Consider the following 20,299-nt stretch of genomic DNA (forward strand, 5'->3'; position numbering starts at 1 on the left):
GGTGGGTGATGACGGGATCGAACCGCCGACATTCTGCTTGTAAGGCAGACGCTCTCCCAGCTGAGCTAATCACCCTTTGCTTCGTTGAGGCCGCGAAATTTACGCAGGTACCGAAGCTAAGTCAATAGCAGGGTTGAGTTTTTTTCAAAAACAGCTTTGAGCGGCAAGCTGCAAGTTAAAAGCGTCAACTCCGCATAATCGCTTAAAGCTTGTCGCTCGCCCCTTGCAGCTGTTCCTCACTCATAAATCATTTTCTTGGTCATGCCGCCGTCCACCACAAACTCTTGGCCCGTGACAAAACCGGCGTTGCGTGACAACAGCCACGCCACCATGGCCGCTACATCCTCCACCGTGCCAACCCTGCCCGCCGGATGCTGGGCATGGTCGGCATCGGTGAGCGGCTGTGCACGACGCTGGGACGGGTCCCGTGCGTCGATCCAGCCGGGGCTGACAGCGTTGACCCGGATTTCCGGGCCAAGACTGATCGCCAAGGCGTGGGTCAGGGCGAGCAAGCCGCCCTTGCTCGCCGCATAGGCTTCGGTGTCGGGTTCTGATTGTGCGGCACGGGTCGAGGCCAGGTTGACGATGGCGCCATTGTGGGCGCGCAGGTAAGGCGCACAATGCTTGGCCAGCAGCATGGGACCACCCAGGTTCACCGCCAGGACCCGATTCCAATAGGCCAGATCCAGGCTTTCCAGGGTGATATTGTGGGGATCGGCGATGGCCGCGTTGCACACCAGCGCGTCGAGCCGCCCAAACTGGCCCAACACCTCGGCGATCCCCGTGGCGACTTGGGTCTCGTCCGCCACGTCCATGGTGATGAACCAGGCGTTCTCTCCCAACGTCTTGGCGACCTTGGAGCCGCGCTCACGATCCAGGTCAGTCAGCACCACCTGCCAGCCTTCGCAGATCAGCCAGGTGGCAATCCCCAGGCCGATGCCCCGCGCAGCGCCTGTCACCAGCGCTACGCGGCCATGGGTGCCGCCGCGCGGCGTTGCCAGCTCAATCACAAGGCCGCCAACCCACGGGCCAGATCGGCTTGCAGGTCAGCCACGTCCTCCAGGCCGACCGCGACCCGGATCAGACTGTCACGAATGCCCGCAGCTTCACGCTCCTGCGGCGAAAGGCGACCGTGGGAGGTGGTGCTCGGGTGAGTGATGGTGGTTTTGCTGTCACCCAGGTTGGCGGTGATGGAAATCAACCGGGTGGCGTCGATGAAGCGCCAGGCGCCCTCCTTGCCCCCTTTGACCTCAAAGCTCACCACTGCACCGTAACCGCGCTGCTGACGCGTGGCCAGGTCATGTTGCGGATGGCTTTTGAGGCCGGCGTAATGCACTTTCTCGATGCCGTCCTGCTGCTCCAGCCACTCGGCCAGGGCCTGGGCATTGGCGCAATGGGCTTTCATGCGCAGGCCCAGGGTTTCCAGGCCTTTGAGGAAGATCCAGGCGTTGAACGGACTCAGGGTTGGCCCCGCGGTGCGCAAGAAGCCCACCACTTCTTTCATCTGTTCACCACGACCGGCCACGACGCCGCCCATGCAACGGCCCTGGCCGTCGATGAACTTGGTTGCCGAATGCACCACCACGTCGGCACCCAGCTTCAGCGGCTGTTGCAGCGCCGGGGTGCAGAAGCAGTTATCGACCACCAGCATGGCACCCTTGGCATGGGCGATTTCCGCCAGTGCGGCGATATCCACCAACTCAGCCAGGGGATTGGACGGCGATTCGACGAACAGCAGCTTGGTATTGGCCTTGATCGCGGCATCCCACCCGGACAACTCCGCCAGAGGCACATAATCGACTTCCACGCCAAAGCGCTTGAAGTACTTTTCGAACAGGCTGATGGTCGAACCGAAGACGCTGCGCGACACCAGCACGTGGTCGCCAGCGCTGCAAAAGCTCATGACCACGGCCATAATCGCCGCCATGCCAGTGGCGGTGGCCACGGCCTGCTCGGCACCTTCCAGGGCGGCGATGCGCTCCTCGAAAGCCCGCACGGTGGGGTTGGTGTAGCGCGAGTAGACGTTACCCGGTACTTCGCCGGCAAACCGTGCCGCCGCATCGGCAGCGGTGCGGAACACATAGCTGGACGTGAAGAACATCGGATCACCGTGCTCGGCTTCCGGCGTGCGGTGCTGACCGGCGCGAACCGCCAGGGTATCGAACGCTACACCCTCAAGGTCGCTGTCCAGCCGACCGGCATCCCAATCCTGACTCATGCTGTCGCTCCTGTAGTCATTAAACGCAAACCGGCCCCTCAGGGCCGGTTGGTCACTCAGTTGTTGTACAGATCGATGATCGCGCTGACCGCCTGGGTCTTGGCCTTGGACGCATCGTTACGAGCGTTCTCGATCTTGTTCAGGTAGGCCTCATCGACGTCACCGGTGACGTACTTGCCGTCAAACACCGCGCAGTCGAACTGCTCGATCTTGATCTTGCCACCACCCACCGCTTCGATCAGGTCCGGCAGATCCTGGTAGATCAGCCAGTCGGCACCGATCAGGTCGGCCACTTCCTGGGTAGTGCGATTGTGGGCGATCAGCTCGTGAGCACTCGGCATGTCGATGCCGTAGACGTTCGGATAACGCACGGCTGGTGCCGCCGAGCAGAAGTACACGTTCTTGGCACCGGCTTCACGGGCCATCTGGATGATCTGCTTGCAGGTGGTTCCGCGCACGATGGAGTCGTCCACCAGCATCACGTTCTTGCCGCGAAACTCCAGCTCGATGGCGTTGAGCTTCTGACGTACGGATTTTTTCCGCGCGGCCTGGCCGGGCATGATGAAAGTACGGCCGATGTAACGGTTCTTCACAAAGCCTTCGCGGAACTTGACGCCCAGGTGATTCGCCAGCTCCAGGGCCGCGGTGCGGCTGGTGTCCGGAATCGGGATGACCACGTCGATGTCGTGCTCAGGCCGCTCGCGCAAGATCTTGTCGGCGAGTTTCTCACCCATGCGCAGGCGAGCCTTATAGACCGAGATGCCGTCGATGATCGAGTCCGGGCGCGCCAGGTAAACGTGCTCGAAGATGCACGGGGTCAGGCTCGGGTTGGTCGCGCACTGACGGGTGAACAACTTGCCGTCTTCGGTGATGTAGACCGCTTCGCCCGGGGCCAGGTCGCGAATCAGGGTGAAACCCAGCACGTCCAGGGACACGCTTTCGGAGGCAATCATGTACTCAACGCCTTCGTCGGTGTGACGCTGGCCGAACACGATGGGGCGGATGCCATGGGGATCGCGGAAACCGACGATGCCGTAGCCGGTGATCATCGCCACGACCGAGTAGCCGCCGACGCAGCGGTTATGCACGTCAGTCACGGCGGCGAACACGTCTTCTTCGGTCGGCTGCAGCTTGCCGCGCTGGGCCAGCTCATGGGCGAAGACGTTGAGCATCACTTCCGAGTCGGAGTTGGTATTGACGTGGCGCAGGTCCGATTCGTAGATCTCCTTGGCCAACTGCTCGACGTTGGTCAGGTTGCCGTTGTGCGCCAACGTGATGCCATACGGCGAGTTGACGTAGAACGGCTGGGCTTCGGCCGACGTCGAGCTGCCCGCTGTCGGGTAGCGCACATGGCCAATGCCCATGTGGCCGACCAGGCGCTGCATGTGACGCTGGTGGAACACGTCACGCACCAGCCCGTTGTCCTTGCGCAGGAATAACCGGCCGTCATGGCTGGTCACGATACCGGCAGCGTCCTGGCCGCGGTGCTGGAGCACGGTTAGCGCGTCATACAGCGCCTGATTGACGTTCGACTTACCGACGATACCGACGATGCCACACATGCGACACAACCCCTACTTAATGGATCTGGACTGAACAACACTCACTGCGGCGTTTTGGCCATCGGCAAGAGTTGTTCCTTGAACGGTATTTCAGCGGGTACGCTGATACCGCTGGCAAGCCACTGACTGCTCCAACCCAGGATGAGGTTCTTGGACCAGTCTGCAACCAATAGAAATTGTGGCACGAGCCGGGACTCCTGCCACCACGTATCCTGCTGTACCGGCCCCAGGCTCAATAGCCCGACGGCCACGACCACCAGCAACGCGCCACGCGCCGCGCCGAAGGCCATGCCCAGGAACCGGTCTGTCCCGGAAAGCCCGGTGACGCGAATCAGTTCGCCGATCAGATAGTTGATCATTGCGCCGACCAGCAAGGTGGCGATAAACAAGATGGCACAGCCCGCGATCACGCGGGCCGACGGAGTTTCGATGTATCCGGCGAGGTACTGGGACAACGAACCACCAAACATCCAGGCTACGACCCCCGCGATGATCCAGGTCAGCAGCGAGAGGGCTTCCTTGACGAAGCCGCGGCTCAGACTGATCAATGCGGAGATGGCGACGATTGCAACGATCGCCCAGTCAACCCAGGTAAATGGCACGGTGCAGCCTACAGACGGATAAGGCGGCGCATTTTAGCAGAGGCCAGAGCTGTCGGTAAGCTGCGATTGTCAGTGTGATTCAAATCAGGCAAACCGCTGTTAGCCGCGCTCAGGCTGAAAACGCACGACAAAGCCCTTGAGGTTCTGCTGGCGACTGAGCAAGTCCCGCAGCCGGTCAGCCTCGGCACGCTCGATCAGCGGCCCCACAAATACGCGATTCTTGCCATCGGCGGTGCGGATATAAGCGTTGTAGCCCTGGCTGCGCAGGGTTTTCTGCAGTTTTTCAGCACTCTCACGATTGCTCAGGCTGGCCAATTGAACGGACCAACTGACCGACAGACCGTTGGCGTCCACGCGGCTTTGCGTCGTGTCCGGCTTGGCCGGGGCTGCGGTAATCGGCTGGGTCGGCGCCGGCTTGGCCACCGGTGCTGCCGGGGCTGGAGCGACTGCCGGCTTGCTCGGAGCCGGTGCTGGCGTGACGGGCGCCGCCGGCGCAGGTTCGATCGGCAGGGAAGGCGCAGGTTGCTCGGCCAGCTCCTCGTCGCTCGGAACGGGTTCCTGGGGTAGCGCTTCAGGTTCAGGCACCACCACCGGTTCGACCTGCACGGGCGCAATAGACGGCGCCTGAGGGGCAGCCGGAGCGTCGACCGTAACCTGGCGCTGCTCATCCTGACGAGAAAACAGCATCGGCAGGAAAATCACCGCCAAGGCCACCAATACCAGGGCCCCCACCATGCGCTGCTTGTACGCCTTATCCAGCAATGCCATCTGCAGCTTCCTCCGTGGAGCGCCGGGCCAGCCATTGAAGGGCCTCGGCAACACAAAAAAATGATCCGAACAGCAGGATCTCATCGTCGACCGTCGCCAGGGCGCACTGCCCTTCCAGCGCCGCGGCCACGCTGTCATAAGTTTCCACGCAAGCCCCACGCTGCCGCAAGGCTTGCTGTAGCTCGGCCGCCGGACGCGAACGCGGTGAATCCAGCGGCGCTACCGCCCAATGCTGGACACTAGCACCCAACGCATCGACAACGCCATCCAGATCCTTGTCACAGAGCAGCCCGAACACCGCCAGACGGCGCCCGGCCAACGGCCGCCGCGCCAGACGCTCGGCCAGGTACTGCGCCGCATGGGGGTTGTGGCCAACATCAAGCAGCAGATTCAGGCCCTTGCCGTGCCAATCGAACTGACGGCGATCGAGACGACCCACGACGCGGGTCGCTTGCAACGCGTCGATAATTTGTCCGGCATGCCAGGGCAGATCCAGCAACAGGTAGGTCTGGAGCGCCAACGCGGCGTTTTCCATCGGCAGCTCCAGCAGCGGCAAATCGCGCAACTCCACCGGATTGCCCTGGGCATCACTGCCCCGCCATTGCCAATGCTGCTCAGTCATTGCCAAGTCGAAATCGCGCCCGCGCAAAAAGAACGGGCAGCCCAACTCACGAACCTTGTCCAGCAACGGCTGAGGGGGATTGAGGTCACCACAGAGCGCAGGCGCGCCCGGGCGGAAGATACCGGCCTTCTCGAAGGCGACGGACTCGCGGGTGTCACCCAGATAATCGGCATGGTCCACACCAATGCTGGTGACCAGCGCAACGTCCGCATCCACCAGATTGACAGCATCGAGCCGGCCACCCAGGCCGACTTCAAGCACCACGGCATCAAGACCGGCACGCGCGAACAGCCAGAACGCTGCCAGCGTGCCCATCTCGAAATAAGTCAGGGAAATCTCGCCCCGCCCGGCTTCCACCGCCGCGAAGGCTTCGCATAGCTCACTGTCGGAGGCTTCAACGCCGTTGACCTGCACCCGCTCGTTGTAACGCAACAGGTGCGGCGAACTGTAGACACCGACGCACAGCCCCTGGGCCCGCAGCAACGAGGCCACAAAGGCGCAGGTAGAACCCTTGCCATTGGTGCCGGTAACAGTGATGACCCGGGGCGCCGGCTTGGCCAGTCCCATGCGGGACATTACCGCTTGCGAGCGCTCCAGCCCCATGTCGATGGCTGACGGATGCAACTGCTCAAGGTAGGCAAGCCAATCGCCCAGGGTACGTTGGGTCATATGTTCGCTGGCACCGGCGGAACCACGATCGGCTCGATGGGGGCGGCGACGAATTTCGGCGTCGGCAGGCCCATCAGCTGCGCCAGCAGGTTGCCCAGACGCGGACGCAATTCCTGGCGATGGATGATCATGTCGATGGCGCCGTGCTCCAGCAGGAACTCACTGCGCTGGAAACCTTCTGGCAGTTTTTCGCGCACGGTCTGCTCGATAACGCGCGGGCCGGCAAAACCGATCAGCGCCTTCGGCTCGCCAACGATGACATCGCCCAGCATCGCCAGACTGGCGGAAACACCGCCGTAGACCGGATCGGTCAGCACCGAGATGAACGGAATGCCTTCTTCACGCAGACGCGCCAGCACCGCGGAGGTCTTGGCCATTTGCATCAGGGAGATCAGGGCTTCCTGCATACGTGCACCGCCGGAAGCGGCAAAGCAGATCATCGGGCAACGGTTTTCCAGGGCATGGTTGGCGGCACGCACGAAGCGCTCACCGACGATGGCTCCCATGGAACCGCCCATGAAGGAGAATTCGAACGCCGAAACCACCACTGGCATGCCCAGCAGGGTGCCGCTCATGGACACCAGCGCGTCTTTTTCGCCGGTCTGCTTCTGGGCCGCGGTCAGGCGATCCTTGTACTTCTTGCCGTCGCGAAATTTCAGGCGGTCCACCGGTTCCAGGTCGGCGCCCAGCTCAACACGGCCTTCGGCGTCCAGGAAGATGTCGATACGGGCACGCGCGCCGATGCGCATGTGGTGGTTGCACTTGGGGCAAACGTCCAAGGTCTTTTCCAGCTCAGGACGGTACAGCACCGCTTCGCAGGATGGACATTTGTGCCACAAACCTTCAGGCACCGAGCTTTTCTTCACCTCGGAACGCATGATCGAAGGGATCAGTTTGTCTACCAACCAGTTGCTCATGCTTTCTTTCTCCAGTACCGGTGACCCGAACGCTCTGGTTCGCGGTCCCGCGTATGCCCTTGAGCTAAATTCATTGTGCGGCGAGGTTCGAGGGACCACCACGATCAGCGCGAAACATGACCTGCGTGCGGCCCAACTTCCTCAGCCATCCCGGCCACCGCGATACGGCGGTGACCACTACGCTATCGGCCCACCCGGAGGCGGCGCCTGCCTGCTTTGTACAGTGCTGGTATGGACGGCGGCAGTCTGCCAGCCGTCACATTGACTACTGAGTGCTGCGTACAGCGGCCATGAACGCACGAATCCTGGCCGGATCCTTGATGCCCTTGCTTTGCTCTACCCCACCGCTGACATCTACCGCGTAAGGGCGAACCTGATGGATGGCTTCGGCCACGTTTTGCGCCGTCAGCCCACCGGCGAGGATAATCGGTTTGCTCAGGCCCTGGGGCACCAGCGACCAATCGAATGCTTCACCGGTCCCACCGGGAACGCCTTCCACATAAGTGTCCAGCAGTATGCCACTGGCACCGGCAAAGGCATCGCAACTGGCCGCGATGTCATCACCGGCCTTGACCCGCAACGCCTTGATGTACGGACGATGCCAGCCCTCGCAATCGGCCGGCGCCTCGTCCCCGTGGAACTGCAACAGGGCCAATGGCACCGCGTCGAGTATCTCGCCCAGCTCGCAACGACTGGCGTTGACGAACAGGCCAACGGGGGTCACGAACGGCGGCAAGGCCCGGATGATCGCCCTCGCCTGCTGCACCGTGACCGCGCGCGGACTCTTGGCATAAAACACCAGCCCAATGGCATCGGCCCCGGCCTCCACCGCCGCCAGCGCGTCCTCGACGCGGGTGATCCCGCAAATCTTGCTGCGAACGGCCGGCATGTCGTCAAAACCTCAGGCAAATCCGTGAAAGTCCCGGATGGTAGCAAATGCTGTGCAGGGCGTCAGCCGTCGAGTTCCGAGAAGCCCGTGAGGAAATGTGGCCCGATGTAACGCTGCGGCAACTCGAATTCATCGTGATACTCGACCTGCACCAGGTACAAGCCAAACGGGTGCGCCGTCACACCTCCGGAGCGGCGGATGCGGCTTTCGAGCACTTCCTTGATCCAGTCCACCGGCCGCTCACCGGCACCGATGGTCATCAGCACGCCCGCAATGTTGCGCACCATGTGATGCAGGAAGGCGCTGGCACGGATGTCGAGCACGATCATTTTGCCGTGGCGGGTCACCCGCAGGTGATGCAGCTCCTTGATCGGTGACTTGGCCTGGCACTGGCCGGCGCGAAAGGCACTGAAATCATGCACGCCGACCAGGTACTGCGCGGCTTCAGCCATGCGCTCGACGTCAAGCGGACGGTGGTTCCAGGTGATTTCTTCGTTCAGATGCGCGGGACGGATCTGGTCGTTGTAGATCACATAGCGATAACGCCGGGCGATGGCCTTGAAGCGTGCATGGAAGTGCGCCGGCATTGCCTTGGCCCAACTGACACTGACGTCGTGAGGCAAGTTGATATTGGCCCCCATGACCCAGGCCTTCATCGAGCGCTCGACCTGGGTGTCGAAATGCACCACCTGGCCGCAGGCGTGTACGCCGGCATCAGTTCGGCCGGCGCAATGCAGCGACACGGGCGAATCGGCGACTTTGGACAGCGCGTTTTCGAGGGTTTCCTGCACCGTCGCCACACCGGAGGCCTGGCGTTGCCAGCCGCGATAGCGCGAGCCTTTGTATTCAACGCCCAGGGCGATCCGGAAAAAGCCGTCAGCCGCCATTTCGGCGGCCGGGTTATCTATGTTTGCCAAGGAATTACAGCCTGCTGAGGTACGCAAAGGCGGGCATTATAAGGCGCACGGGAGGGGATGCCAGTCCAACCGGTCGTCATGTGTTGAATGCACTGGTGCCATCGCGAGCAAGCTCGGCTCCCACAGAGGTTTTCGGGTGTTCACAAATCCTGTGTCCTAGCACAAATCCCTGTGGGAGCTGAGCTTGCTCGCGATAGCGGTGGGTCAGCTTGCGAAGATGTTGAATATGCCGCCGTCATCGCGAGCAAGCTCGGCTTCCACAGAGGTTTTCGGGTATTCACAAATCCTGTGTCCAAGCACAAATCCCTGTGGGAGCTGAGCTTGCTCGCGATAGCGCTGGGTCAGCTTGCGAAGATGTTGGATATGCCGCCGTCATCGCGAGCAGGCTCGCTTCCACAGAGGTTTTCGGGTATTCACAAATCCTGTGTCCAAGCACAAATCCCTGTGGGAGCTGAGCTTGCTCGCGATAATAGCGGTGGGTCAGCTTGCGAAGATGTTGAATATGCCGCCGGCTGAGCTTGCTCGCGATAGCGGTGGGTCAGCTTGCGAAGATGTTGAATATGCCGCCGTCATCGCGAGCAAGCTCGGCTCCCACAGGGGGTCTCGGGGGTTCATGGGGCCTGCGCTGCCGCCCAATCCCTTGTGGGAGCGAGCCTGCTCGCGATGGCGCCAGCCCCAACACCATTACCTCCCCTGTCCCAAACAAAAACGGCAGCCTTACTGGCTGCCGCTTTGGTTTACCCGATGACCTCAGGCCAGGCGCGATAACATTTCCTGCGCCTCGCTCTTCTGCGTGGCATCGCCTTCGCTGAGGACTTCGCCGAGGATATCCCGGGCGCCGTCGTTGTCACCCATGTCGATGTAGGCCTGGGCCAGATCGAGCTTGGTCGCCACTTCGTCGGTGCCGCTGAGGAAGTCGAAATCCGGCTCATCGTCGGCACTGGCCAACGCGTCTTCAGCCGTGAACGTGGGCTGAGCCAGGCTGTCGGACAGGCGCTCAAGCTCGGCATTGACATCGTCCAGTTCGGACTCGAAGGCGTCCTTGGGCTTGTCTTGCACATCCATTTCATCGGCCAGGGACAGGTCGAAATCTTCCGGCAACTCGAGGTCGTCGGACGGTGTGTCGGCCACGGCAGGGGTTTGGGCGGCAGGCTCATCCAGGCCCTTGAGGTCGTCATCCAGATCCAGCAGGAAGTCTTCGTCGGCCAGGGCCGGCGCCGGGGCGTCGGCGCCCAGGTCAAGATCGAACTCTGACAGGTCATCCAGGCTTTCATTGGCCTCGGTCTGCTGCTTGAGCAACGATTCGAAGTCCAGGTCATCATCGGACGGAAATGCATCCAGCTCGGCGACAGGCTCTGGCTCAGGCGTTGCCGGTGCGGCTTCCAGATCCTCAAGGCTCAGGTCAAAGGCGCTGTCGAGCTCCTCATCGGTCGCCGGCTTGTCTTCCAGCAGATCCTTGACGTACTGGGCGTCCAGCTCGGCAGCGACTGCCGCTGCGGCCAGCCCCGTACTGGTGGCGACCACCATGGCCGGGAAACGGCTTTTGAGTTGTTCGACCTGGGCATAGTTTTCGCCGTTGGCCACCAGTTGACGTTCTTGCGCAACAAAGGCGTCGCGGTCGCCCTGCTGACCGTAGACTTCCATCAACTTCAGGCGCAGGTCACTGCGCTGAGGCTCGGCCTTGATGCCCTGCTCAAGCAGATCGGCAGCCTGATTCAAACGACCACGATCGATGTGGGACTGGGCCTGACCCAGCACATCGTCGGAACGCTCGGCAGCCGGAGCCACCAACGGCGCCGCGATCGGTGGCGTGACAATCACGGGCGCAATCACCGGGGCCGGCTTTGGCGCTGGCGCAGGAGCGGGTTGTGGTTCGAGTTTTACGCTGGGTGGCGGAACTTCAATGCCCTCGAAGCTGCTCGGGGGCAGATCGAGCTCCGGGGAGAAGTCGGCCTCCTCCTCAAGGGCTCGGGCCATGCGCAAGTGCTTCTCGGCTTCCTGTTGTGCCTTGCGGCGACGGGCCAGCAACAACAGCAACAACAGCAGGATCAATGCGCCACCGCCGACCAGGCCCAACAGGATCGGGTTGGTCAGCAGATCGTTGTACTTTTGTTCGTTGGACGCGGCCGGGGCTGGCTCCACGGGAGTCGCGGGCGGCGTCGCTTCAGGCGCGGGGGCTTGCGCCGCTGGGTCCGGCGTCAATTCTGCCGACATCGCCGGGGCCGACTCGTCGGCCGGCGGTACAGCAACACCTTCGGCCTGCATTTTGGCCAACTGATTGTTCTTCAGCTCGATCAGGCGTTGCAGCTTGTCCAGTTGGCTTTGCAGATCCGCCATGCGGCTTTTGAGTTCTTCATTGTCGCGGCGAGCCGAGTCGAGACTTTCCTGGGTGACCGCAAGCTTGTTGCTCAAGGCCTGGGCATCGCCGGCGGCGCCTTTGGCGCCCGCCTTCGCGGCCTCGGCGGAGACCAGACTCAGGTTATCGCGACCGGCCGTCTGGGCCGGTGCGGCTTCGCTGCCACCTCGCTTGGTCCCGTCCAACTGCTGCTGGCCGGAACGCGCAACGCCCCGCCGCCCCTGGCGCCAGGCGGCATTCTGCGCAGCCACTTCAGCAATGGCCTGGGGTTGCGGCAACGCGGTGCTTTGCACCGGGTCCGGCAGCCGCAGTACCTGGCCGGTCTTGAGCAGGTTGATGTTGCCGTTGATGAATGCGTCCGGGTTCAACGCCTGAATCGCCAGCATGGTTTGTTGGATCGACCCGCCGTTGCGTGCCTTGGCGGCAATTTCCCAAAGGGTATCGCGCGGCGTGGTGGTGTATTGGGAGGCCTTGGTGGCGCCCGTCACCGGCGTGGAGACGACCTGGGACGGCTTCGTCCGGGCGGCGTCAGCCGCCTGGGGGGAGAATTTGGAAGGGTCGATCAACACGCTGTAGTCGCGCAGCAGGCGGCCATTGGGCCACATCACCTGCACCAGGAACTTGACCATTGGCTCCGACAGCGGCTGACTGGACGTCACCCGCAGGACGCTCTTGCCATTGGCATTGATCACCGGGGTGAAGGTCAGGTCATTGAGAAAGGCCTGGCGGTCGATCCCGGCCTTGGCAAACTCCTCCGGCGAAGCCAGGCTCGGCACGACTTCGGCGGCCGTCAATTGCTGGACGTCGAGCAGCTCGATCTCGGCGACCAGAGGCTGGTTCGGCGGCGACTTCAGGGTCAATTCCCCGAGCCCGAGCGCTTGCGCCATACCGGAGGACAGCGCCGAGGCGGCCGCTATTGCTAACACCAGTTTGCGAACTTGAACCATAGCCTCTTCCTTTGTTTGAACATTCCTCGGCCAGCGAGAAGGTGTTGATGCCGCTGCCGTAAGGCATTGCGCGCCACCCCGAAGCGACGGCGCGCGCGATCGTTTCACTCATGCCCGGGGAAAACCCCGAGAGGGAGGTTCGCCTTCAGCACTCTGGCCAAGCATAGCGCCCAGCTAGAATCATTCGACAAATTGTTGCCAAGTATCTTTTACAGCAGGTCTTTTATCAACAACTCAGCCACTTGCACAGCATTGAGCGCCGCGCCCTTGCGTACGTTATCTGACGTCAGCCACATATTTAGTTCCGCCGGGTCATCGATCCCCCCGCGCACACGTCCAACGTAGACTACATCCTGCCCTACCGCATCGCCTACCGGGGTCGGGTAATCACCCGCCTCCACCAGCTCAATGCCAGGGGCCGCCTCCAGGGCTGCGTTGACTTTCGCCAGGTCGACGGGGCTGGCTGCCTGCACAGTCACGCTAAAGCTATCGCCAAAAAACACCGGGGCTTGAATGCAAGTGACGGAAATCTTTAATAAAGGCTGATTCAGCACCTGGCGCAATTCGCGCACCAGACGCTTTTCCAACAGCGTATGCCCCTGCTCGTCCGGGGCGCCGACCTGAGCCAGCAGGTTGAACGCCATCTGCCGGTCGAAAAATTTCGGCTCAAGGGGACGTGCATTGAGCAACTCGGCGGTCTGGCGGGCCAGTTCACTGACGGCGGCGCGCCCCTGAGCGGACACAGCAAGGCTGGCGGTCAGGCTGATGCGCTGCAACTCCAGGCATTGGCGCAGCGGCGCCAGCACCACGGCCAACGCGGTCGCCGACGCACTGGGGCTGCTGACTTGAAACGGCTTGCTCAGACCCGACAGCAACCCGGCGTTGGCTTCCGGCACGATCTGCGGCGCCTGCTCAGGCGCCAGGGCGCCGGACAGATCAATCAGCGCGCAACCAGCCGCCGTGGCACGCGGGGCGAAGCTCAGGGTCACCGCTGGGCCGGCGGCAAAAAACACCAATTGGACTTTGCCGAAATCAAATTCGTCGACTTCGCGCACCCGCACATTTTTGCCGCGAAACATCACCGAGCTTCCCGCCGACTCGCTGCTGGCCAGCAGGTGCAGGTTACCGATCGGGAAATCACGCTCTTCGAGAATCTGGACAAGGGTTTCGCCGACAGTACCGGTGGCGCCGATCACGGCAATATCAAAGGACTGGCTCATGGGTCTACCTCAGGTAAAACGTGGGGAGCGGCACTTTACCGGGTGGGGGGTATGCAGGCAATTGGCAGGGAGATTTGCAGTGGTTGTACTGACCCCATCGCGAGCAGGCTCGCTCCCACAGGCTTTGCGGCCACTGAAAATCCACTGTGGGAGCGAGCCTGCTCGCGATGGCGATGTCACGGACGACACCGTTTCCATAAAAAAACCCGCACCTCTCACAAGGCACGGGTTCTTTCACAGCAGTGACCGATCAACGTTCGAGCAGAATCCGCAGCATGCGACGCAACGGCTCGGCCGCGCCCCACAGCAGCTGGTCGCCGACGGTGAAGGCACCGACGAATTGCGAGCCCATGTTCAACTTGCGCAGACGACCCACCGGTACGTTCAAGGTGCCGGTGACCTTGGTCGGGCTCAGCTCCTGCATGCTGATCTCGCGGTTGTTCGGCACCAGCTTGACCCAAGGGTTGTGCTGGCTGATCAGCCCTTCGATGTCGGCGATCGGCACGTCCTTGTTCAACTTGATGGTCAGCGCCTGGCTGTGGCAGCGCATGGCGCCGATACGCACGCAGATGCCGTCCACCGGGATCGGACTCTTGAAGCGACCGAGGATCTTGTTGGTTTCGGCCTGGGCCTTCCACTCTTCACGGCTCTGGCCGTTCGGCAATTCCTTGTCGATCCACGGGATCAGGCTGCCGGCCAGCGGCACGCCGAAGTTCTCGGTCGGGTACGCATCACTGCGCATCGCCTCGGCGACCTTGCGGTCGATGTCCAGGATGGCGCTGGCCGGGTTGGCCAGGTCATCGGCGACAGCGGCGTGAGTGGCGCCCATTTGCTTGATCAGCTCACGCATGTTCTGCGCGCCGGCCCCGGAGGCCGCCTGATAGGTCATGGCGCTCATCCACTCCACCAGACCGGCTTCGAACAGACCGCCCAGGCCCATCAGCATCAGGCTGACGGTGCAGTTGCCGCCAATGTAGTTCTTGGTGCCCGCGTCCAGTTGCTGGTCGATGACCTTGCGGTTCACCGGGTCGAGGATGATCACCGCGTCGTCCTGCATGCGCAGGCTGGAGGCGGCGTCGATCCAGTAACCCTGCCAGCCGGCTTCACGCAGTTTCGGGAAGACTTCGCTGGTGTAGTCGCCACCCTGACAGGTCAGGATCACGTCGAGGGTCTTGAGCTCGTCAATGCTGTAGGCATCCTTGAGCGCACCGGTGTCCTTGCCCACGGACGGGCCCTGGCCACCGACATTGGAAGTGGTGAAAAACACCGGTTCAATGAGATCGAAATCCTGCTCTTCCAGCATTCGCTGCATGAGCACGGAACCGACCATGCCGCGCCAACCGATCAGACCTACACGTTTCATCGCAACTACACCTATACAAAAGTGGGCCACCGTCGAAGCGGTGGGCCGCAAAGATTACAGATTACGCAACGCGGCGACTACTGCATCACCCATTTGCTGCGTACCGACTTTGGTACAACCGGTCGACCAGATGTCGCCCGTGCGCAAACCTTGATCCAATACCACACTGACCGCCTTCTCGATGGCATCAGCCGCGTCATTGAGACTGAAGCTGTAGCGCAGCATCATCGACACCGACAGAATGGTTGCCAGCGGGTTGGCAATGCCCTGCCCGGCAATGTCCGGCGCCGAACCGTGGCACGGCTCGTACATGCCTTTGTTGTTGGCATCCAGGGAGGCCGACGGCAGCATGCCGATGGAGCCGGTGAGCATCGATGCTTCATCGGACAGGATGTCGCCGAACATGTTGTCGGTGACGATCACGTCGAACTGCTTGGGCGCGCGCACCAATTGCATGGCGGCGTTATCGACGTACATGTGGCTCAGTTCGATGTCCGGGTAATCCTTGGCCACCTGCTCGACCACTTCGCGCCACAGTTGGCTGGAAGCCAGGACGTTCGCCTTGTCCACCGAGCACAGCTTTTTGCCGCGCACCCGCGCCATGTCAAAACCGACCCGGGCGATACGGCGGATTTCGCTCTCGCTGTACGGCAAGGTGTCGTAGGCCTGACGCTCGCCATTATCCAGCTCACGGGTGCCGCGCGGGGCGCCGAAGTAGATACCGCCGGTCAGTTCACGAACGATGAGGATGTCCAGGCCCGAAACGATTTCCGGCTTCAGGCTCGAAGCGTCAGCCAGTTGCGGGTAGAGGATCGCCGGACGCAGATTGCCGAACAGGCCCAGTTGCGCACGGATCTTCAGCAGGCCGCGCTCTGGACGGATGTCGCGTTCGATCTTGTCCCATTTCGGACCGCCCACGGCGCCCAGCAGTACGGCATCGGCGGCACGGGCGCGATCCAGGGTTTCATCGGCCAGGGGTACGCCATGCTTGTCGATGGCCGCGCCGCCGATCACGTCGTGGCTGAGTTCGAAGCCCAGGCCGTACTTGTCGTTCGCCAGCTCCAGGACCTTGACCGCTTCGGCCATGATTTCCGGGCCAATGCCGTCGCCTGGGAGAATCAGAATCTGCTTGCTCATGTTTTCCTCGTTTGCTCTGTCGGCCCGCGCTTGGACGGGCCGGGAAAAGTGCTATCGCTCGGCCCACAGCACCAGTACGTCTGTACTGAACGAACCATCGGCCTCAATCTCAAAATATTCACGCACCTCGACACCCATCGATCGCTGCAGCTCACGGATCGCCCCACGCATCACTTCGGGGGTGCGCATGCGCTCCACCCACGACTGGTACTCCAGACGCAGACGCTGGCGCGTGGTGCTGCGGGTATGCAACCCCGCCTCGCTGACCTGGCGCAACCACTCGCCGGCCGAATAATCGCGAACATGGCTGGTGTCACGCAGCACCTCAACGCTTTGCAGGTACGTGTCCAGCAGCGGTATGCCGGGTGACAGGACATCAATGAACGCCGCCACTCCACCCGGCTTGAGCACCCGGCGCACTTCCCGCAACGCCAGGCCCAGGTCGCTCCAATGATGCGCCGAATAGCGGCTGAACACGAAGTCGAACTCAGCGTCAGCGAACGGCAGGCGTTCGGCAGCGCCGCACACCGTGGTGATGTTACTCAGGCCACGATCCACTGCGGCAGCGGCCACGACGTCAAGCATTTGCTGGGACAAGTCATAGGCCACCACTTCACCGGCCAGTGGCGCCACATGGAAACTCACGTGACCGGCGCCACAGCCCAGGTCCAGCACACGGGCATCGCCGCGCCCTGCCAGCTCAGCCTGCAGCAGCGCGAACTCGGTGCCCTGGGCGTGCACGGCACTGCTCAGATAGGCCGAAGCCTGTTCGCCGAATTGCTTTTGTACGACCTCACTGTGGGCGGTGGTGGTCATGGGACTTCCTTTTGGGTTGTAGCTTGCCGTTGTGAGTACCGCCGCCTTCGCGAGCAAGCCCGCTCCCACATTGGATTGGTGGTGTTCACACACCCTGGGGGAGCGGGCTTGCCCGCGAAGAGGCCAGCACTGACTACATCAATTTCAGATCAATCAAGCATCGCGAAACAACCAAGGCTGACTCGCACGGTGCTTGGCCTCGAACGCGGCAATCGCCTCGCCGTCCTGCAAGGTCAGGCCGATGTCGTCCAGACCGTTGAGCAGGCAGTGCTTGCGGAATGCATCGATCTCGAAATTCAACACCTTGCCATCCGGACGGGTCACGGTCTGGGCGGCCAGGTCGATCTGCAGTTGATAGCCGGGGTTGGCTTCGACCTGCTGGAACAGCTCATCCACTTCAGCATCGCTGAGGATGATCGGCAGCAAACCGTTCTTGAAGCTGTTGTTGAAGAAGATGTCGGCGTAGCTCGGCGCGATGATGCTGCGAAAACCGTACTCTTCCAACGCCCATGGCGCATGCTCGCGGCTCGAACCACAGCCGAAGTTTTCGCGGGCCAGCAACACGCTGGCGCCTTGGTAACGTTCGGCGTTGAGCACGAAATCCTTGTTCAACGGGCGCTTGGAGTTGTCCTGGTACGGCTGCCCCACGTCCAGGTAACGCCACTCGTCAAACAGGTTCGGGCCGAAGCCGGTGCGCTTGATGGACTTCAAAAACTGCTTGGGGATGATCTGGTCGGTGTCGACGTTGGCACGATCCAAAGGCGCGACAAGACCAGTGTGCTGGGTAAAAGCTTTCATGCTGCGCTCCTTCAGATCAGTTCACGGACGTCGACAAAACGGCCGTTGACGGCGGCCGCCGCGGCCATGGCTGGGCTGACCAGATGCGTGCGGCCACCGGCGCCCTGACGGCCTTCGAAGTTACGGTTGGAGGTGGAGGCGCAATGCTCGCCCGACTCCAAACGGTCCGGGTTCATCGCCAGGCACATCGAGCACCCAGGCTCACGCCATTCGAAACCGGCCTCGAGGAAAATCTTGTCCAGCCCTTCCGCTTCGGCCTGGGCCTTCACCAGGCCTGAGCCTGGCACCACGATGGCTTGTTTGATGGTCGAGGCGACTTTGCGGCCCTTGGCGATCACCGCCGCTGCGCGCAGGTCTTCGATCCGCGAGTTGGTGCAGGAACCGATGAACACGCGATCGAGCTGAATGTCGGTGATCGCCTGGTTGGCGCTCAAGCCCATGTACTTCAAGGCACGGACGATGGAGTCACGCTTGACCAGATCCATCTCTTTGGCAGGATCGGGCACGTTCTGGTCCACGGCCAGAACCATTTCCGGGGAAGTGCCCCAACTGACTTGCGGCTTGATCTGGGTCGCGTCGAGCTCTATCACCGTGTCGAACTTGGCGTCGGCGTCGGAGACCAGGTCTTTCCAGGCTTCGACCGCCATGTCCCATTCGGCGCCTTTGGGGGCGAACGGACGACCCTTGACGTATTCCACGGTTTTTTCATCGGCGGCCACCAGCCCGACACGAGCGCCGGCTTCGATGGACATGTTGCAGATGGTCATGCGCCCTTCCACGGACAAATCGCGGATGGCGCTGCCGGCGAACTCGATGGCATGGCCGTTACCGCCAGCAGTACCAATCTTGCCGATCACGGCCAGGACGATGTCCTTGGCGGTCACGCCGAACGGCAACTGGCCCTCGACGCGCACCAGCATGTTTTTCATTTTCTTGGCGACCAGGCACTGGGTGGCGAGCACGTGCTCGACCTCGGAGGTGCCGATGCCGTGGGCCAAAGCGCCAAATGCGCCATGGGTGGAGGTGTGGGAGTCGCCGCAGACCACGGTCATGCCGGGCAAGGTCGCGCCCTGCTCCGGGCCGATGACGTGGACGATGCCCTGGCGCACATCATTCATCTTGAATTCGACGATGCCGTATTCGTCGCAGTTATCGTCGAGGGTCTGAACCTGCAAGCGCGAGACCTGATCGGCAATCGCTTCGATGCCGCCCTTGCGCTCCGGCGTGGTCGGCACGTTGTGGTCCGGGGTCGCGATGTTGGCATCGATGCGCCACGGCTTGCGTCCAGCCAGACGCAGGCCTTCGAAGGCTTGCGGCGAAGTCACCTCGTGGATGATGTGTCGATCGATGTAGATCAGCGCCGAACCATCGTCGCGCTGCTTGACCAAATGCGAATCCCAGAGCTTGTCGTAGAGCGTTTTGCCGGCCATCAGACGGTTCCTCATCAGCTTGTTTCTATGCCCCGGGTCCTGAGTGAAATCAATAACCCCTTGGCTTGTGAGGCTGATCTTATGAGGCTACATTAAATAACTCAAATTCATATTTTTCATGCTTTGCATAACCATTTGGAATTCGACCAGGACAACCATGGACCTTGCCAGCCTCAACGCCTTTATTGCCATTGCCGAGACCGGCAGTTTCTCCGGCGCCGGCGAACGCCTGCACCTGACCCAGCCGGCCATCAGCAAGCGTATCGCCGGGCTGGAGCAACAACTCAAAGTGCGTCTGTTCGATCGGCTCGGCCGAGAAGTCGGCCTGACCGAGGCCGGTAGAGCCCTTCTGCCACGGGCCTATCAGATTCTTAACGTGCTGGATGACACCCGCCGCGCCCTGACCAACCTGACCGGTGAAGTGACCGGACGCCTGACGCTCGCCACCAGCCACCATATCGGCCTGCATCGACTGCCCCCGATATTGAGGGCGTTCACCCGACGCTACCCACAGGTGGCGCTGGATATTCAGTTTCTGGATTCGGAAGTGGCCTACGAAGAAATTCTCCACGGTCGGGCGGAACTGGCAGTCATTACCTTGGCCCCGGAGCCGCACACGCTGGTGCGCGCCACGCCAGTGTGGGACGACCCCCTGGATTTCGTGGTGGCGCCGGAACACGCGCTGCTGGACAACGGCCCGGTCAGCCTGTCAGACATCGCCTTGCATCCGGCGGTTTTTCCCGGTGGCAATACCTTTACCCACCACATTGTTCAACGCTTGTTCGAAGCCCAGGGCCTGACGCCGAACATCGCCATGAGCACGAATTATCTGGAAACCATAAAAATGATGGTTTCCATCGGCCTGGCCTGGAGCGTCCTGCCACGCACCATGCTCGATGACCAAGTGGCACGCATTCCTTTGCCGGGCATACAGCTCAGTCGCCAGCTAGGCTATATCTTGCACACCGAACGGACGCTGTCGAATGCTGCACGGGCTTTCATGTCCTTACTGGACGCACAAATCGATCTGCCAGGGACAAGGGCATAGGTTGTGCTACTCCTATAGAG

At 61.8% G+C, this 20,299-nt stretch carries 17 protein-coding genes and 1 tRNA gene; 1 reads left to right on the forward strand and 17 read right to left on the reverse strand.

Going from position 1 to position 20,299, the window contains the following annotated elements:
- Positions 1–2 precede the first annotated feature (2 nt).
- From AAIS01_RS21545 to leuC, 17 genes are all read right to left on the reverse strand, one after another.
- Positions 3–75: transfer RNA gene (locus tag AAIS01_RS21545), tRNA-Val, on the reverse strand.
- A 161-nt stretch (positions 76–236) separates the two neighbouring features.
- Positions 237–1,010, reverse strand: coding sequence for an SDR family oxidoreductase (locus AAIS01_RS21550; RefSeq protein WP_188251360.1), 774 nt, complete (start codon positions 1,008–1,010; stop codon positions 237–239).
- Complete coding sequence (locus AAIS01_RS21555) at positions 1,007–2,218, reverse strand: O-succinylhomoserine sulfhydrylase (protein ID WP_343470599.1); 1,212 nt, start codon at positions 2,216–2,218, stop codon at positions 1,007–1,009. Before AAIS01_RS21555 ends, AAIS01_RS21550 begins: the two co-directional genes overlap by 4 nt.
- A gap of 56 nt (positions 2,219–2,274) precedes the next feature.
- Positions 2,275–3,780 carry an amidophosphoribosyltransferase gene (purF, locus tag AAIS01_RS21560; RefSeq protein ID WP_214914437.1) on the reverse strand — a complete coding sequence of 502 codons (1,506 nt, stop codon included), beginning with the start codon at positions 3,778–3,780 and terminating at the stop codon, positions 2,275–2,277.
- A 41-nt stretch (positions 3,781–3,821) separates the two neighbouring features.
- Complete coding sequence (locus tag AAIS01_RS21565) at positions 3,822–4,382, reverse strand: CvpA family protein (protein ID WP_039593931.1); 561 nt, start codon at positions 4,380–4,382, stop codon at positions 3,822–3,824.
- 99 nt (positions 4,383–4,481) lie between these two features.
- Entirely contained in the window at positions 4,482–5,150 is a 669-nt protein-coding gene (locus tag AAIS01_RS21570) for an SPOR domain-containing protein (protein ID WP_343470601.1), read from the reverse strand.
- Complete coding sequence (gene folC / locus AAIS01_RS21575; protein WP_343470602.1) at positions 5,134–6,441, reverse strand: bifunctional tetrahydrofolate synthase/dihydrofolate synthase; 1,308 nt, start codon at positions 6,439–6,441, stop codon at positions 5,134–5,136. Before folC ends, AAIS01_RS21570 begins: the two co-directional genes overlap by 17 nt.
- Positions 6,438–7,358 carry an acetyl-CoA carboxylase, carboxyltransferase subunit beta gene (gene accD, locus AAIS01_RS21580; protein ID WP_047229238.1) on the reverse strand — a complete coding sequence of 307 codons (921 nt, stop codon included), beginning with the start codon at positions 7,356–7,358 and terminating at the stop codon, positions 6,438–6,440. Before accD ends, folC begins: the two co-directional genes overlap by 4 nt.
- A gap of 265 nt (positions 7,359–7,623) precedes the next feature.
- Positions 7,624–8,247 (reverse strand): phosphoribosylanthranilate isomerase, encoded by a 624-nt coding sequence (locus AAIS01_RS21585; protein ID WP_343470603.1) that lies wholly within the window; start codon positions 8,245–8,247, stop codon positions 7,624–7,626.
- 62 nt (positions 8,248–8,309) lie between these two features.
- Positions 8,310–9,134 (reverse strand): tRNA pseudouridine(38-40) synthase TruA, encoded by an 825-nt coding sequence (gene truA, locus AAIS01_RS21590; protein WP_343470666.1) that lies wholly within the window; start codon positions 9,132–9,134, stop codon positions 8,310–8,312.
- A gap of 780 nt (positions 9,135–9,914) precedes the next feature.
- Positions 9,915–12,467 (reverse strand): FimV/HubP family polar landmark protein, encoded by a 2,553-nt coding sequence (locus AAIS01_RS21595; protein WP_343470604.1) that lies wholly within the window; start codon positions 12,465–12,467, stop codon positions 9,915–9,917.
- Positions 12,468–12,676: 209 nt separating this feature from the next.
- Entirely contained in the window at positions 12,677–13,687 is a 1,011-nt protein-coding gene (locus AAIS01_RS21600) for an aspartate-semialdehyde dehydrogenase (RefSeq protein ID WP_343470605.1), read from the reverse strand.
- A gap of 250 nt (positions 13,688–13,937) precedes the next feature.
- The gene (gene asd, locus AAIS01_RS21605; protein ID WP_047229242.1) at positions 13,938–15,050 is read right to left on the reverse strand and encodes an aspartate-semialdehyde dehydrogenase; all 1,113 of its coding nucleotides are present in this window, start codon (positions 15,048–15,050) and stop codon (positions 13,938–13,940) included.
- Between the two features lie 54 nt (positions 15,051–15,104).
- A complete protein-coding gene (gene leuB / locus AAIS01_RS21610; RefSeq protein ID WP_047229243.1) occupies positions 15,105–16,187 on the reverse strand; it encodes a 3-isopropylmalate dehydrogenase in 1,083 nt (360 codons plus the stop codon).
- A gap of 51 nt (positions 16,188–16,238) precedes the next feature.
- Positions 16,239–17,003, reverse strand: coding sequence for a class I SAM-dependent methyltransferase (locus tag AAIS01_RS21615; RefSeq protein WP_343470606.1), 765 nt, complete (start codon positions 17,001–17,003; stop codon positions 16,239–16,241).
- A 153-nt stretch (positions 17,004–17,156) separates the two neighbouring features.
- Positions 17,157–17,801: a 3-isopropylmalate dehydratase small subunit gene (leuD, locus tag AAIS01_RS21620; RefSeq protein ID WP_092400399.1), complete on the reverse strand. Its 645-nt coding sequence runs from the start codon at positions 17,799–17,801 to the stop codon at positions 17,157–17,159.
- Between the two features lie 11 nt (positions 17,802–17,812).
- Entirely contained in the window at positions 17,813–19,231 is a 1,419-nt protein-coding gene (gene leuC / locus AAIS01_RS21625) for a 3-isopropylmalate dehydratase large subunit (protein WP_092456841.1), read from the reverse strand.
- 157 nt (positions 19,232–19,388) lie between these two features.
- Here leuC and AAIS01_RS21630 point away from each other — a divergent pair, with 157 nt between their 5' ends.
- Positions 19,389–20,279 (forward strand): LysR family transcriptional regulator, encoded by an 891-nt coding sequence (locus tag AAIS01_RS21630; protein WP_343470607.1) that lies wholly within the window; start codon positions 19,389–19,391, stop codon positions 20,277–20,279.
- The last annotated feature ends 20 nt before the right edge of the window (positions 20,280–20,299 follow it).

The organism is Pseudomonas halotolerans, assembly GCF_039581215.1.
Lineage (GTDB): Bacteria > Pseudomonadota > Gammaproteobacteria > Pseudomonadales > Pseudomonadaceae > Aquipseudomonas > Aquipseudomonas tehranensis.